The sequence below is a fragment of the Micromonospora sp. NPDC023737 genome (genome assembly GCF_040639715.1).
Taxonomy (GTDB): Bacteria; Actinomycetota; Actinomycetes; order Mycobacteriales; family Micromonosporaceae; genus Micromonospora.
Genome location: NZ_JBFAAL010000006.1, coordinates 268328 through 282557, shown reverse-complemented (window position 1 = coordinate 282557; position 14230 = coordinate 268328). Strand labels below are relative to the sequence as shown.

11 protein-coding genes are annotated in these 14230 nt (G+C 69.9%); 4 read left to right on the top strand and 7 right to left on the bottom strand.

The features are described from left to right. Positions 1-278 precede the first annotated feature (278 nt). Positions 279-668, top strand: coding sequence for a hypothetical protein (locus AB0F98_RS16585; RefSeq protein WP_357735459.1), 390 nt, complete (start codon positions 279-281; stop codon positions 666-668). 220 nt (positions 669-888) lie between these two features. On the opposite strand, the gene wrbA is transcribed toward AB0F98_RS16585, so the two are convergent. Beyond that, entirely contained in the window at positions 889-1488 is a 600-nt protein-coding gene (gene wrbA, locus AB0F98_RS16580) for an NAD(P)H:quinone oxidoreductase (protein WP_357735455.1), read from the bottom strand. 317 nt (positions 1489-1805) lie between these two features. Here wrbA and AB0F98_RS16575 point away from each other — a divergent pair, with 317 nt between their 5' ends. Next, on the top strand, positions 1806-2666 hold the full coding sequence (locus AB0F98_RS16575; protein WP_357735452.1) for an SAM-dependent methyltransferase: 861 nt from the start codon (positions 1806-1808) through the stop codon (positions 2664-2666). Positions 2667-3052: 386 nt separating this feature from the next. Here the strand turns inward: AB0F98_RS16575 and nhaA are convergent, their stop codons facing one another. Both nhaA and AB0F98_RS16565 read right to left on the bottom strand, forming a co-directional pair. Beyond that, positions 3053-4360: a Na+/H+ antiporter NhaA gene (gene nhaA / locus AB0F98_RS16570; RefSeq protein WP_357735449.1), complete on the bottom strand. Its 1308-nt coding sequence runs from the start codon at positions 4358-4360 to the stop codon at positions 3053-3055. Positions 4361-4770: 410 nt separating this feature from the next. Further along, positions 4771-5616, bottom strand: a complete 846-nt coding sequence (locus AB0F98_RS16565) for an SDR family oxidoreductase (protein WP_357735446.1) — start codon at positions 5614-5616, stop codon at positions 4771-4773. 221 nt (positions 5617-5837) lie between these two features. Between AB0F98_RS16565 and AB0F98_RS16560 the strand changes: the two genes are divergently transcribed. Then, positions 5838-6305, top strand: a complete 468-nt coding sequence (locus AB0F98_RS16560) for a MarR family transcriptional regulator (protein WP_357735443.1) — start codon at positions 5838-5840, stop codon at positions 6303-6305. A 173-nt stretch (positions 6306-6478) separates the two neighbouring features. Here the strand turns inward: AB0F98_RS16560 and AB0F98_RS16555 are convergent, their stop codons facing one another. The 3 genes from AB0F98_RS16555 to AB0F98_RS16545 form a co-directional block, all read right to left on the bottom strand. Next, complete coding sequence (locus AB0F98_RS16555; protein WP_357735440.1) at positions 6479-7996, bottom strand: MFS transporter; 1518 nt, start codon at positions 7994-7996, stop codon at positions 6479-6481. Between the two features lie 486 nt (positions 7997-8482). Beyond that, positions 8483-9058: an XRE family transcriptional regulator gene (locus AB0F98_RS16550; protein WP_357735437.1), complete on the bottom strand. Its 576-nt coding sequence runs from the start codon at positions 9056-9058 to the stop codon at positions 8483-8485. A gap of 203 nt (positions 9059-9261) precedes the next feature. Further along, positions 9262-10857, bottom strand: coding sequence for a hypothetical protein (locus tag AB0F98_RS16545; RefSeq protein ID WP_357735434.1), 1596 nt, complete (start codon positions 10855-10857; stop codon positions 9262-9264). Positions 10858-11324: 467 nt separating this feature from the next. Between AB0F98_RS16545 and AB0F98_RS16540 the strand changes: the two genes are divergently transcribed. After that, the gene (locus tag AB0F98_RS16540) at positions 11325-13259 is read left to right on the top strand and encodes an ABC transporter ATP-binding protein (RefSeq protein ID WP_357735431.1); all 1935 of its coding nucleotides are present in this window, start codon (positions 11325-11327) and stop codon (positions 13257-13259) included. Here the strand turns inward: AB0F98_RS16540 and AB0F98_RS16535 are convergent. Next, positions 13238-14194, bottom strand: a complete 957-nt coding sequence (locus tag AB0F98_RS16535) for an EamA family transporter (protein ID WP_357735428.1) — start codon at positions 14192-14194, stop codon at positions 13238-13240. The genes AB0F98_RS16540 and AB0F98_RS16535 overlap by 22 nt on opposite strands. Positions 14195-14230: the final 36 nt, after the last annotated feature.

Here is a 14230-nt window from a genome sequence, read left to right as displayed (position 1 = left end):
AGTCCGGTTCCAGCCGAAGGCACGGTATTCGACAAGCGAGGCAACGCGGTCGGTGGAATTCTATTGTTCGTTCATGAGGGTCGACTGGCAGAGCTAGAGGTGTACTCCTGGGGCGAGCCGATGTCGATGCCGTCGCCGGACCGGGTTCGGGTCCAGAGCTCGCTGACCAATCCGTGCGAATCAGGACGTGAGCAGCCAAGCCCACGAGCAGGCAGGTAAGGCGCTGCTAAGGTCCACTGCCGCCCGGCTCATGTCCGCTGGGTAGGACGGAGCCTTTGATGGGAAGAGCCCGGCGATTTGCCGCCGCCCTGGCGTTCAGCATGCTCGTGCCGGCGACCGTTGCGGGATGTTCTCGATTTCTTGGGTGCGTACCCCAGCCTCCCGACGGCATCACCGTGGCGGACCTGGCAGGTGTCTACACCAGGCCTGAAGGCGGAAGAATCGAGCTAGACGAAAATGGGCGCTACAGCGCTGGCAATCTGCCGGGAGGCACGGGTCGTTCGGAAGAGGGCACGTGGACGCTCGATCTCGAATCAGAGAGCACCGAGGACCTGATGCTTGGAGACCTCCAGGTGTGGATCTCCGGCGACCGAGAGGAGCCCTGGCTGTACCGATTTGAGGGCGACGCCGACAGTTGTGACCTGATCGAGTTCCACAGGGCCCACTGACCGAAGGACCACTCTTCTCTCCGCAGAGGCACCGAGATCCTCCCGCCACGAGGAGCCGCGCAGCCCTGTTGCTGGTAGCGCGACCAGACCGGGGCGGCGGAGATGACGAGGGCGGACAGGTCACTGCCGAGGCTGTCGCACTCGGCCTGAAGTACGTGGGGCTCGACCAGCACGTGTCGCCCGGCTCGCGGTGCCGCGAGCCGGGCGACACGCGAATGGGTCAGGCGCTGAGCTTGCCGGCGATGGTGACGACCCGCTCGGCCATGTGGTCGAGCGCGGCGATCTGAGCGTCGCCCAGCGGGGCATCGTTGTTGCCGCCGGTGACGTGCGAGACACCGTACGGGTTGCCGTCGGCGAACTTCAGCGGGTCGGTGTAGCCCGGGGGAACGATCAGGCCACCGAAGTGGTAGATCGTGTTGTAGAGGGCAAGGAGCGTCGACTCCTGGCCGCCGTGAGCGGTCATGCTCGAGGTGAACCCGGCGTACACCTTGTTGGCCAGCAGGCCCTGGCTCCACTGCGGGCCGAGGGTGTCGAGGAACTGCTTGAGCTGGCTGGAGACGTTGCCGTAGCGGGTCGGGCTGCCGAACAGCACCGCATCGGCCCAGACGACGTCGTCGGCGGTCGCCTTCGGCTCGTTCTTGGTGGCGTCGAAGTGCTGGCTCCAGGCGGCGTTGGAGGCGATGGCCTCCGCCGGGGCGAGCTCCGGAACCTGACGCAGCCGCACCTCGGCGCCGGCCTTCTCGCCGGCCTCGGCGAGCCGCTTGGCCATCGAGTGGATGGTGCCGGTGGAGGAGTAGTAGATGACGGCGAGCTTAGTCATCGAAGAGGTCCTTTCATTGGATAGTTGCCGACGTGATATTTGCGCCAGCAACAATCAAGGAGTCTAGCCGATGGTTCCGCCGATGCCACTGCCCACCCGACGCTCGTACGTCCGATCCGCCCACCACCTGACGTGCGGACCCGGAGGTACGCGTCGCAGGACGCCTGCCGTCAGGAATCAGGGCTGGTGTGGCAGTCCTTCGAGGCCCTCCGTGACCTTCGCCACCGTGCTCATCACCGACCTGCGTCCGAGGTGGTCGGCCGGTGCTGGCGCGGCGCTCAGGTGTGCCGCCGCGGTGGCGTCGCTAGGTTGAACGCATGATTGATGCGGCGGGACGGGGCGAGCCGTCCGGGGTGTGGGCCACAGCCGTGGGCGTGGCCCGGGTGAGGGCGATGGAGACCGCTCGTGAGCAACCGCTGTTCCGGGACCCGCTGGCGCTGGCCTTCGCCACGGCCGGCGGGAGAGGCCCCGGGACGCCGCCGCCCCCGCGTGCGGACGAGGCGGCACGGCGCCGCTGGCTCGGTGTGGCCTTCTCGATCGTCATCCGGACGAAGTTCCTGGACGACCTGCTGTACCGGGCGGTCGCGTCCGGTGTCCGGCAGGTCGTGCTGCTCGGAGCCGGGATGGACAGCAGGGCCTTCCGGATGGACTGGCCTGCGGGGACCCGGCTGTTCGAGGTCGACACGGCCGAACCGCTGGAGTTCAAGGCCTCGGTGCTGCGCCAGGAGCGGGCCGTTGCGCGCTGCGAGCGGATCACCGTTCCGGTCGACCTACGCGAGGACTGGGCCGGCGCACTGGCCGCAGCCGGGCACGATCTGGCGCAGCCGACGGTGTGGATCGCGGAGGGACTGCTGATCTATCTGCCCGAGGACGCGGTGCAGTCGCTGCTCGAACGAGTGGGTGCGCTGTCAGCCGCGGGCAGCAGGATGGGCCTGACACTGGGCTCGCGCGGTGTGGTCGAACGCTTCCGTGAGGACGCCGCTCCGGGATCGGCAGCGTCGATGTGGGTCTCGGAGATGCCGGAGGACCCGGTCGGCTGGCTGAACGGCCTCGGCTGGAAGGCAGAGACCTTCACCCTGCGTGAGCGCGGCGAGGCCTACGGACGTCCGATGCTCACCCCGCCGCAGCAGGACGAGGGCGCCGGAGGATTGGTCTCGGCGGTGCGCGCGGCGCGCTGAACACGAGGAAGGCCGGCCCGACTTACTACGAAAGCCTGCCCCGCGTATGGCGGGGCCGGCTTTCGGCTGTCATGCCAGCCCTGGGCGCCCCGTCCCGTTCGGCACCGCGAAGCGGCTGAGGATCTCGGGATTCCTTCAGCTGTCGGCCTCGGTAGACGCGCGCGAGTCGAGCTTCTGGCCGCGCCCTAGCGGCCACGTTGCCCGGTGAGCCTGATACCTCAGAGGCATATTTATACCTCTGAGGTATCGGCCCCATGCCGTAACATCCCCGCAGCCCGCAGCCCGCAGCCCGCAGCCCGCAGCCCGCAGCCCGCAGCCCGCAGCCCGCAGCCCGCAGCCCGCAGCCCGCAGCCCGCAGCCCGCCCCTGGTGAGGGGTGGAGTCGGATCAGGCCAGACCGGGGCGCTCCTGGTAGACGTCGGGCACGCCGTCGGCGTCGCTGTCACGCTCTTCGACCGTGCACAGCCGCCGGTAGTGGCGGTTGCGCGCGCGCAGCACGACGGTGGCCAGCAGCGCCGCCAGCACCGACCCGAGCAGGACGCCGATCTTGGTGTGGTCGTCGCGCTCGCTGCCGGTGCCGAACGCCAGTTCGCCGATCAGCAGCGAGACGGTGAAGCCGACCCCGGCCAGCAGTGCCAGCCCGAACACGTCCCACCAGTCGATTCCCTCGGCGAGTCGGGCCCGGCTGAATCGCTGCACCAGCCAGGTGGCGCCGAAGACCCCGACGGCCTTGCCGACGACCAGCCCGACGATCACCCCCATGGCGACCGAGTCGGTCAGCGTCGCGCCCAGGCCGCCCGCGCCGGCGATCGACACGCCCGCGGCGAAGAACGCGAACACCGGCACCGCCAGGCCCGCCGACAGCGGACGGAACCGGTGCTCGAAGTGCTCGGCCAGGCCGGGACCGGGCCCAGCCTTGCGGCGTAGCACCGGCACGGTGAACGCGAGGGCCACCCCGGCGACCGTGGCGTGCACCCCGGAGGCGTGCACGAGGGCCCACGTGACCACGGCCAACGGCAGCAGCAGCCACCAAGAACGGATGCGGCGCTGCACCAGCAGCCCGAACACCGCCAACGGTGCGAGCGCGAGCAGCAGCGGCCCGAAGTGCAGCGAACCGGTATAGAACACCGCGATGATCACGATGGCCAGCAGGTCGTCGACCACCGCGAGGGTCAGCAGGAACGTCCGCATCGCCGCCGGCAGGTGCGTGTTGATCACACCGAGCACCGCGAGGGCGAACGCGATGTCCGTGGCCGTCGGAATCGCCCAACCCACCAGCGCACCGTCGCCCGCCCGCGCGTTGAAGATCGTGTAGATGACCGCCGGCACCGTCATGCCGCCGAGGGCCGCGGCGACCGGCAGGAGCGCTCGCCGCGGTTCGCGCAGGTCACCGGCGACGAACTCGCGTTTGAGCTCCAGGCCGGCGACGAAGAAGAAGATCGCCAGGAGGCCGTCGGCGGCCCACTGCGCCAACGAGAGGTCCAGGTGCAGCCCCGCCGGCCCGATCTCGAGGTCGCTGATCCGCCGGTACCCCTCCGACCACGGCGAGTTCGCCCAGGCGAGCGCGAGCACCGCGGCGGCCAGCAGCAAAATCCCGCCCACGGTCTCGGTACGCAGGATGTCGCCGATGCGGCGTACCTCCGGCCAGCTGCCGCGGCTGAGCAGGCGCGGCGTGCGGTCGGTGGGGGTGGTCATGGGGAGCTCCTCTGGCTGGGGTCGCTGATTGCACCGCCGACCAGACTTCCCGGCACACCGCCGTCAACCCTACCCGTTCGACGATCATCAGGCCGGGCCGCAGGCCGGACGGTCCCGTACGCTGCTGTCTGCCGGCCGCGCGAAGACCCTCGGTGCGGCGGCATCGCCGAGAAGGGTGCCCCGGACCATGAAGCCCTGGCACATCGCTGTACTGCTGGTCGTCCTTGCCGTCGTCGGCTACGTGGCCTGGCTGGTTGCCGCCTTCAGGCAGGGGAAGCGAGGCGGCTGAGGCGAGCCGCTTCCGATGACCCGCCGCCGTCGCCGCGCTCACGGGACGGTGGTCCCGTGAGCGCGGCCGGCCCTTCGGTGCTCGCCCCCACACCGAAGGACTGTCCGCAGCCGAGGTCTGGTCAGGCGGCGGTGAAGTGCTCGCGGTGGTCGCGGACGAACTCCTCGATGCTCCGCGGCGATCGCCCGAGAATGCTGGCGACATGGTCGTTGGTGAAGTCGCCGAACCCGGAGCCGTAGGCGACCCGGTATTCGGCGAGGGCCTCCGCCATCCACTCGTCGAGCCCTGCCTGCAGCAGGCCGTCGCGGGTCTCGTCCGGTGTCTGCGGCACGTACCGTACCGGCCGTCCGACCGTACGGCTGATCTCCTCTGCCGCCTGGTGCAGGGTGATGCTCTCCGGGCCGGTGAGCGTGTAGATCTTGCCCGCGTGTCGCTCGGGTGCGGTGAGGATCTCGGCCGCGACCGCGGCGATGTCCCGTACGTCGATGCCGCCGACCCGGCCCTCTCCGAAGACCCCGTACAGCTCCTCGCCGTTCAAAGTGAAGAGCAGGTTCTGCATGAAGTTGGAGGGTCGCAGGATCGTCCAGCCCATGCCCGAGTTCTGCAGTTCGGCGTCGGAGAGCGCGTGCAGCCGCCCGTTGCGGGTGGGGGCGTCATGGGCGGCCCCGATCGCGGAGAGCCGGACGACGTGCCGTACGCCGGCCTGCCGGGCGGCCCATACCGCGTTCGAGCTCTGGGCCGGCGCGAGCGGGCCCATCGGCGTCAGCAGCCACAGCGTCGTCACGCCGTCGAACGCGGACCCCAGCGTGCTCGGCCGGTTCAGGTCGCCCTCGACGTACTCGACGCCGTCGATCCGGGGTGCGCGGGAGCTGTCCCGTACGAGGGCACGCACCTGCGCCTTGCCGGCCAGCTCGCGCAGCACCTCGCTCGACACCATGCCGGTCGAACCGGTCACCAGAATGGTCATGACTCTCCTCAACGATCAAAAGGGGTGTGATCCTGCTGCGGCTGTTCCACGACAGGCTGCGCGACTTCGCCGGCGCTCTCCTGGTCGAGAGTTGACCTGTGGCGAGTGGGTGGCTGCTGTCGCGTGCACCGGTCGGCCCTACTGTCAGTCAGGTCCGGGGCGGTGGTGCCGCCACAGACGATATAGTCCAAAACTGAGACCGTCCAATGATTGGACTAAAGATGAGGCGTAGCACACGTAAGGAACAGGATCCCGACCTCGGCATCCTGGCCGTCCAGCTCTCGGGGCGCGTCCAGCGCGAGATCTTCGCCCGCGCTGCCCAGCACGGCTTCGAAGACGTCAGGCCCCGGCACGGTGCGGTGCTCGCGTACCTGGACGCGGAGGGCACCCGCCCCGGCGAACTGGCCCGACTGGCCGGCCGCAACAAGCAGACGATGGGCGCGATCCTGGACGAGCTGGAGCGCCTGGGCTACGTTCGGCGCGCCCCCGATCCGGTCGACCGCCGGGCACGGCTGATCATGCCGACGGAACGCGGCCTGCAGTTCATGGAGCTCTCCGACGTCCTCGTGAGCCAGATCGAGCAGGACCTCTCCGACGTGCTCGGCTCGGACCTCTACGGAAAGTTCAGAGACGGGCTGCGCCGTGGGGTGGCGAGCCTCCCGGCGACCGGCCGCGACACGGAGGGCTGAGGACAGAGCAGGCGCCACCTGGGGTACCTCGCGTGCCCGGTCCTGTGGCGTAGCCGATCAGCTTGTCGCGGTGGACGTACGCAGGCGACGGTGTGATTGAACGGCGACGACCAGCAGGCCGATGGGTCCCCACCCCGGTGCGCGCGGATGGGGACCTCGGACGCTGTCGAGGGCTACGGGGCCAGGGACGGGGTCGGTCCGCCGGCGCCCTGGTTCGCGTCCGGCGGAGCGCTGCTGACCCGGGCGCTCCTGCCTCGTAGGACGGTGAGGCTGGTGATGGTGGCGGCGATGAAGAGGACTCCCGCGGCGAGGAACGCGGACCGGTACCCGGCCAGGTAGGCGCCGAGCTGGTCGCTCGGGTCCTCGCCGAGACGGGCTCGCGTGGTGGTGGTGTAGAAGGTGTTGAGCAGGGCCACTCCGAACGCTCCGCCGAGCTGCTGCGTGGCGTTGAGCACCGCGCTCGCCACACCCGCGTCAGCGGGGTCGACGCCGGTCAGCGCGGCGCTGTTCATCGGAGTGAACACGAGTCCGAGGCCCACGCCCATGAGCAGTTCCGGCAGCAGGGTGCCACCCAGCCAGGCCGGGGTTCCGTCGATCGTGGTCAGTGTGAACATGCCGATCGTCGCCAGGGCCATGCCGAAGGCCATGAGCACCTTCGGGCCTGTCCGGGGCAGGATCGCGGGCATCGCCAGCGCCACGAGGATGATCCCGGCGGTGAAGGGCAGGAAGGCCAGCCCCGCCCGGATCGGCTGGTAGCCGAGGTTGACCTGCAGGTAGTAGGTCAGGAACAGGAACATGCCGAACATGCCGGCGCCGGAGAACACGGCGGTGAGGAACGAGCCGGCGCGGTTCCGGTCCGTCAGTACGCGCAGCGGCAGCATCGGATGGTCGGTGCGGGACTGCCGGAGCACGAAGGAGACCAGCAGCACCAGGGCGGCGCCGAGGGTGAGGAGCGTGGTGGGGCGGAGCCAGCCGCCGTCGCTCTCGCCGGCGATGGTGAAGCCGACGACCAGGGCCACGGAGCCCGTGGTGGCCAGCACGGCGCCGGGGATGTCGTAGCGGCGGTCACCGGCGACGCGGCTCTCCCGCACCGTCGGGACCGCGCCGAGGACGGCGACGACCGCGATCGGGACGTTGATGAACAGACACCACCGCCAGTCGAGGTATTCGGTGAGGGTGCCGCCGAGGAGGAGCCCGATCGCGCCGCCGAGGCCCTGTACGGCCCCGTAGACGCCGAACGCGCGGGCACGTTCGGCGGGATTGACGAACGTGACGGTGACCAGGGACAGTGCTGCGGGCGCGAGCGCGGCGGCGAAGACGCCCTGCAGCGCGCGGGCGGTGATCAGCATGGCGGGATCGACCGCGAACCCGCCGAGGACGGAGGCGAGAGCGAAGCCGGTCAGGGTGACGAGCATGGTCCGTTTGCGGCCGGCGATGTCGGCCACGCGGCCGCCGAGCAGCAGCAGGCCGCCGAAGGTGACCGCGTACGCGGTGACGGCCCAGTGCCGGTTGGCGTCGGAGATGTGTAGCGAGTGCTGTGCCTGCGGGAGGGCGATGTTGATGACCGAGGCGTCCAGCACCACCATGAGGGTGGAGAGGGCGATCACGCCCAACGCGAGCCAGCGGCGTGGGTCGGGTCGTCCGGCACTGGTGTGCGGGGCGCGGCCCGTGGTCGTCGGATGGACGGACATCGGAGGCGTTCCTTCGGTGTGGCGAGGGCGGCTCGTGACACGCGGAGTGCGACGGCAGCCGTGACTTGGGATTCGAGCGGGAGCGAGTGGTCGGCCGCGGGCGCGCAGAAGCCGCCGGTGACCATCGACCGGCGCGGCTGCCGGGAGTCGGCACGCGCGGGTGCCCCGCAGGCGGGGCGATGAGGTCACCGGCCGTCGTGGCGGCCGCCCGGTTGCTGGCGTACGTCGTCGCGGGCTGACGGGCGTCGTTGACGCGGTCAGCCGTTGCGCGACGAGCTCGTCGAGGTGAGATATGTGGGCGGCGCGGTGGCGGTGCCCGTCAGGTAGGTCGTTCTGCGGGTTGAGCGGTGCGTCGCCCGCGTCGAGGCGTTTTGTGTTTTCGCAGCCCCTCGGCGTCTCGGCGATCGGTGTTCACGCGTCCCACTGTCCTCAGCCGCGCGACGGTTCGCAAATTGTGTTGCGATTTCCGCAAAAGTGGCGGCGAGGTCACGAGTCCCGGATGTGGATCCGTTCGCCCTGCGGGCTGAAGAGCGCCATTACCTCGACGGGCTGCTGATCGGCGCTGGCGATGGCGTGCGGCGTGCGGGTGTCGAACTCCGCGGCCTCTCCCGCCACGAGCGTGGTGAGGTTGTCGCCGAGGGCGAGGTGCAGGGTCCCGCTGAGCACGTAGATCCACTCGTAGCCCTCGTGGACCCGCTGCACGATCCGCGCGTCCTCCTGCCGGGGCGGGAGGATCAGCTTGAACGCCTGCACGCCGGAGGTTTGACGGGTCAGCGGGATGTAGATCATTCCGTCGCGGCGGACGGGCTTGGGGTGGATCCGGGGGTCGCCCGACTGGGGCGCTCCGACCAGGTCGTCGAGCGGTACCCGGTACGCCTTGGCAAGGGGGAGGAGCAGGTCGAGCGAGGGGCGCCGGACACCGGACTCCAGCCGGGAGAGAGTGCTCACCGAGATGCCGGTGCGCTCGCTGACGTCTGTGAGCGTCAACCGGCGCCGGCTCCTCAGGTGCCGCAGGCGCGGCCCGACCCCGGCCAGCGCCGCGTCCACGTCCTCGTCGGTCATCTCGATGCACCTACCCTTTGCGGAGATGGCAAGTCTACTTGCGGTCTGGCCCGATGCGGACGCGACGAGCCTCACCCGTGAGCCGCTCCAGCGGAAGTGTCCGCCCGCCTCCGGTGGGCCGTCGCAGACCTGAGCTGTCCGACGACAAAGGTGCGGCCCCTCCCGAACCAGGAGAGGGCCGCACCCGTCTGCCACGCGGTACGTCAGGCGGCCGGCAGGCTGGTGAACACCAGCGGCCCGGACGGTGCGGGCGTGCCGTTGGGGTAACCCCACAGCGACCTGTTGCCCGCCGAGGTGCTCAGCGTGAAGCCCACCGTGTACGTCCCCGGCGGCAGGTCGGAGAAGCTGACCGGCAGCGAGACGTGCCCGTCGGGTCCGACATGGATGCCGCCGTACGCGCCGCCGACCGAATGGCCGAGAGAGTCGTAGATGGTGGTTGAGAAGCCGTCGACAGGAGCCAGCGTGACGTCGTCGATGGTGACGTCGACACTGATGCCGTTGAAGATGTCACCTGGAGCGGCCTCGGTGCGGCTCAGCGCCGCCGCGATCGCCACGGGCTTGGTCGTGTCGGGCATCCGGGTCGCCCGCAGGTCGAGTTCGGGCGCGCCGTAGTGGGCGCCGTACACCGAGACCGAACCTGCCGTATCGGTCAGCAGGATCCCGTTCACGGTGCAGGAACTGGTCAGCGTGCTCATCACCATCGGTATTGAGTAGGTGTCCGCCGGCCCTTCGGTCAGCACCTGGTTCCAGGTCGAGCAGCCGAGGGTCTCGACCGTGGCCTGCAGCTCGCCCTGCACGCCGCTCGCGGCGAACGTCAGCGTGGTCGTCGCCGACTCGCGCCAGTTGTTCACCTGGGTGGGATTCAGCGCGAACCCGCTGGCACCTATCACCTCGTTGCGGGTGACCCGCACCGTTGGCGCGCCAAGGTCGGTGTAGCGCTCGGTGTTGCCGGCCCGATCGGTCAGGCTGACCGCCTTCACCGTCCAGTCTCCGGTCGGACTGCCGGCCGGCAGGGTCACCGGCACGTGGCACTCGACGAACCAGATCGACCAGGCCTGCATGTCACCGCAGAGCAGGTCGCCCTGATTGTCGTACGCCAGGGTGATCGGGGCGACGACCTCGGCGCGGCCGGGACCGTTCAGCACGAGGCGCCCCTTCCACAAGCCCGCGCCCGGTTCGTCCTTGACGTACAGGCCGTAGCGCAGGGTCGCGCCGGAGCCGTCGTCGTACACCTGGGTCCTGGTCGGCGAATCGAGCCAGACCTGCTCGACCATCGGCGGTGCGGTGTCGGGGGTCTGGGTGGCGGCGAGCACGGCGGCCGGTCTGATCTTGTCGCCGGACAGCGTCCGCGTGGTGCCCTGGTCGTCGGTCGCGGTGATCTTCGTGACCCGGTAGGTCACCGGCGCGGCCGGGCCGTACTCGGTCACGAGGAGTTCGTACGCGTATGACGAGCTGGCTATCCCGCCCTCGTACGGCCCGACGGTGGGCCAGCCGCCACCGAGGCTGAACCGGATCTGCTCGACCGGCCCGACCGCGGCGGTGCCGCTGTACCGCTGCACGTAGATGCTGCCACTGAGATCGCGGGCGGTGGTCGACGTGTCGGTCACCGTCCAGTTGAGGATGGCGGTCGTGCCGCCGGTGGTGCTGTCGACCTGGTCGGTCGAGAAGGCGACGCCGGAGAAGGTGATCTTCGGTCTCGCGGCCGCGACGGCCGGTGCGGCCGCCGCCACGAGCAGCGCGGTGGCCACAGTGGCAGCGGCCAGGGTTCGTGAGACTGCGCGAAGGTGCGCACCAGCCATGTGTCCTCCCCGTTGACGTGCGGCCGGTCCGAGATGGGTCCGGTCGTGCGGGACGCCGTACAGCGAACTGCGCGCAGCGTAGTGAATGGTCACCGCAGTGGGAAACGCGAATATGGCCTCTCGCCGATGCTGGGAATTCCGGCGCGTGGGGCCTTCTCGTCACCAGCCGTGCGTACCAGCCGGAGACGCTTCGACCACACCGCCGCCACATCGGGCCGAAGCCGGGCAGCGGCGCGTGATCGCTTTTCGGCGGTTGACACGTCTGTTCGACGCGCCGTGACTACGTGACTCGATCTGGTTGCGCACCGTAAGCTTTTCGATGCGTGAATGCCTCCCGCCAGCCCCGTAACGACCTCTGCACTTCTCTCGCCCGATCGCCATGGCCGTGCGATCGGTGACGGTCCGTGTCCGAATCCGTCCGACCGACCGCTTCGTTCGGGCGCCATCCACCGATCGAGGAGGCTGCCGTGGAGACTGTGACCCGCCAGACCAAGTCCTCCAGCCACGGAGACACGGCCGGCGACGATGCCGAGCCGATGCTGCCGGAGCTGCAAGATCCGGATTGGATGCACCATGCCCGGGAGGTCGCCCAGACCGGGTTCTGGGCGGTGGCCCGCCGCCTGCCCAGGCTGGTCAGGGAAGCGATCGGCGTGGCCTGGGCGACCAACCGGTTCGACACGATCGCGTCCATCGGCCTCAACGTCGCCGCCGGAGTCATGACCACCTTCGGGCTGCTGGCCACGACCACCGTGCTCACCGAGCTGTTCGCCGCCGGCCCCACACCGGACCGCGTCCGCGCCGCCCTGCCGGCGCTGCTACTCGCCGCGGCAGCCGTGATGGCACGCGGCGGGTTGACCATAGCCGCCGGCTGGGCACAGGCCCGGCTGGTGCCGCAGATCAACTATCGCGTCGAGTTGCGCATGTTCGAGGCCACCACCGCGGTCGACCTCGCCGCGTTCGACGACGCCGGCTTCGCCGAGGAGATGGACCGGGTCCGTGATCGAGGGATGAACGAGGCGGCGTCGATAGTCGACAGCACCGTCAACCTGATCACCGGAGTCGTCGGCGTCCTCGCCACCGCCGCCGCGGTAACCGTCATCCAGCCGATCCTGCTGCCCTGCCTGCTCCTCGCGGCCATCCCTCAGGCGATCACCGCGGTGCGGATCGCCCGCGGGCAGTACCTGAACATGCTGGCCCGCATCACCCAACGACGGCGCATGCGGATGCTCGCCAACCTCATGGCCAACCGGCAGACCGCAGTCGAGGTCCGCACTTACCAGATGCGCGAGTTCCTGCTCGACGAGTACCGGCGGATGATGCGCGCCGAGATCCGCGCCGACTTCGATCTCGTCCGTTCGCAGACCATCACCCGAGTGCTCGGCGCCTCCGCCGCCGGGCTGGCCACCTTCGCCGTCTACGGCGTTCTCGGCGGTCTGCTCCTGGTCGGTTGGGTGGCTCTCGCCGCCGCCGCGACCGCGCTGCTGGCGTTGCAGGCCGCCCACACCAGCCTCGGTATGGCCGTCTTCGCCACCAACTCCCTCTACGAGGAGGCCCTCTACTACCAGGACTACCGCGACTTCCTCGACCGGGCCCGGCTCCGCACCTCGCCCGGTGGCGGCGACTCCACCACCGGCTTCGACACCATCGAACTCGACAAGGTCAGCCTCCGCTACCCGGGTACGGACAGCCTCGCCGTCGACGAGGTCAGCCTCAACCTGCATCGCGGGCAGGTCGTCGCGTTGGTCGGCGAGAACGGTTCCGGCAAGACCACACTCGCCAAACTCATCGCGGGCCTCTACCGGCCCACCTCCGGCACCATCCGATGGGACGGCACCGACATCACCGCCCTCGACCCGACCAGCCTCGGCTCGCACGTCGCGGTCATGAGTCAGGACTGGTGGAGGTTTCCGTTCACCGCGCGCCAGAACATCCTCATCGGCCGGCACGACCGGGCACGGCACTCGTCCGGGCCGAGCGTGGAGGACGCCGCCCGCGCCGGCGCCGCGCACGACATGATCCTTGACCTCCCGTACGGCTACGACACCTTGCTCGACCGCGAGTTCAAGGACGGCCAGGACCTGTCCGGTGGTCAGTGGCAACGACTTGTCGCCGCCCGCAGCCTCTACCGGCACGCGAAACTCCTCGTCTGCGACGAACCGTCAGCCGCGCTCGATGCCCGCGCCGAGCACGCCATGTTCCAGCACCTGCGCCGGCAACCCGACCGTCTGGTCATCCTGATCACCCACCGGCTCGCCAACGTCCGGCATGCCGACCAGATCTTCGTCATGCACGGCGGACGACTGGTCCAGCAGGGCAACCATGACCAGTTGATGGCGCAGGACGGTCTCTACCGCGAGCTGTTCGACCTGCAGGCGGCCGGCTATCTGGCCGAGTCGTCGTAGGCGTTGGTCGGCAGGGCTCGTGACGCCCAGGGCCGTGGGGGCGCCGGCGGAAGCTCGGCGTCCGCCGGCGCGGTGGCGGGCTGACGGGCGCCCCTGACCACCAGCGCGAGCCCGACCAGCACGATCAGAGCCGCCAGCACCTCACCGCGCGTCATCCGCTCGTCCAGGAAGAGCCACGACGCGCCGAGCCCGAAGACGGGCACGAGCAGGCTGAACGGCGCGACCCGGGCGAGCGAGTAGTGGCCGATGAGCCGGTTCCAGATGCCGAACCCGACCAGGGTCGACAGGTACGCGACGTAGCCGAGCGCCGCCAGCCCGGTCCAGGAGAGGCCGGCCACCGAATCCCGTACCGCGTCCGGCCCGTCGACGACGGCCGCCAGGCCGAGCAGGGGCAGTGGGGGCACCAGGCTGGACCAGACGAGCAGGGAGAGCGGTCGGGTCTCCCCGCTGACCCTCACCACGACGTTGGCGACGGCCCAGCTCGCCGCCGCGAAGAGGGTGAGCGCGAAGCCGATCGCGGTGGTGTGGCCGCCACCGGCGACGGCGATCAGGCCGATTCCGGCCGAACCGACCAGCACCCCGGCGAGCTGTCGCCGGGTCGGACGCTCCCGCAGCAGCAGCGCCGCGAGCAGCACCGACACCAGAGCCTGGGCCTGCAGCACCAGGGAGCCCAGCCCCGCGCCCATGCCGAGCGCCAGCGCGGTGAACAGCGCCCCGAACTTGAGCACTCCGAGGATCAGGCCGTAGGCGACGACGTACCGCGCCCGGGCGGTCGGCCTCGGTACGAGGAAGACCAGCGGTACGGTGACCACGGCGAACCGCAGGGCGGTGAGCACCAGCGGTGGCAGGTCCCGCAGGCCCATCTCGATGGCCACGAAGTTCACGCCCCAGATGGCGGCGACCACGACTGCCTGGAGCCGGTGCGACGTTCTCATGTGTCCAACCCTGAACGGGCTGACCTATTAGCACAA

Bases quoted from the DNA above. Each gene is read 5' to 3' on its own strand.
- AB0F98_RS16585 (WP_357735459.1), top strand. From the start codon at position 279: ATGGGAAGAGCCCGGCGATTTGCCGCCGCCCTGGCGTTCAGCATGCTC.
- wrbA (WP_357735455.1), bottom strand. From the start codon at position 1,488: ATGACTAAGCTCGCCGTCATCTACTACTCCTCCACCGGCACCATCCAC.
- AB0F98_RS16575 (WP_357735452.1), top strand. From the start codon at position 1,806: ATGATTGATGCGGCGGGACGGGGCGAGCCGTCCGGGGTGTGGGCCACA.
- nhaA (WP_357735449.1), bottom strand. From the start codon at position 4,360: ATGACCACCCCCACCGACCGCACGCCGCGCCTGCTCAGCCGCGGCAGC.
- AB0F98_RS16565 (WP_357735446.1), bottom strand. From the start codon at position 5,616: ATGACCATTCTGGTGACCGGTTCGACCGGCATGGTGTCGAGCGAGGTG.
- AB0F98_RS16560 (WP_357735443.1), top strand. From the start codon at position 5,838: ATGAGGCGTAGCACACGTAAGGAACAGGATCCCGACCTCGGCATCCTG.
- AB0F98_RS16555 (WP_357735440.1), bottom strand. From the start codon at position 7,996: ATGTCCGTCCATCCGACGACCACGGGCCGCGCCCCGCACACCAGTGCC.
- AB0F98_RS16550 (WP_357735437.1), bottom strand. From the start codon at position 9,058: ATGACCGACGAGGACGTGGACGCGGCGCTGGCCGGGGTCGGGCCGCGC.
- AB0F98_RS16545 (WP_357735434.1), bottom strand. From the start codon at position 10,857: ATGGCTGGTGCGCACCTTCGCGCAGTCTCACGAACCCTGGCCGCTGCC.
- AB0F98_RS16535 (WP_357735428.1), bottom strand. From the start codon at position 14,194: ATGAGAACGTCGCACCGGCTCCAGGCAGTCGTGGTCGCCGCCATCTGG.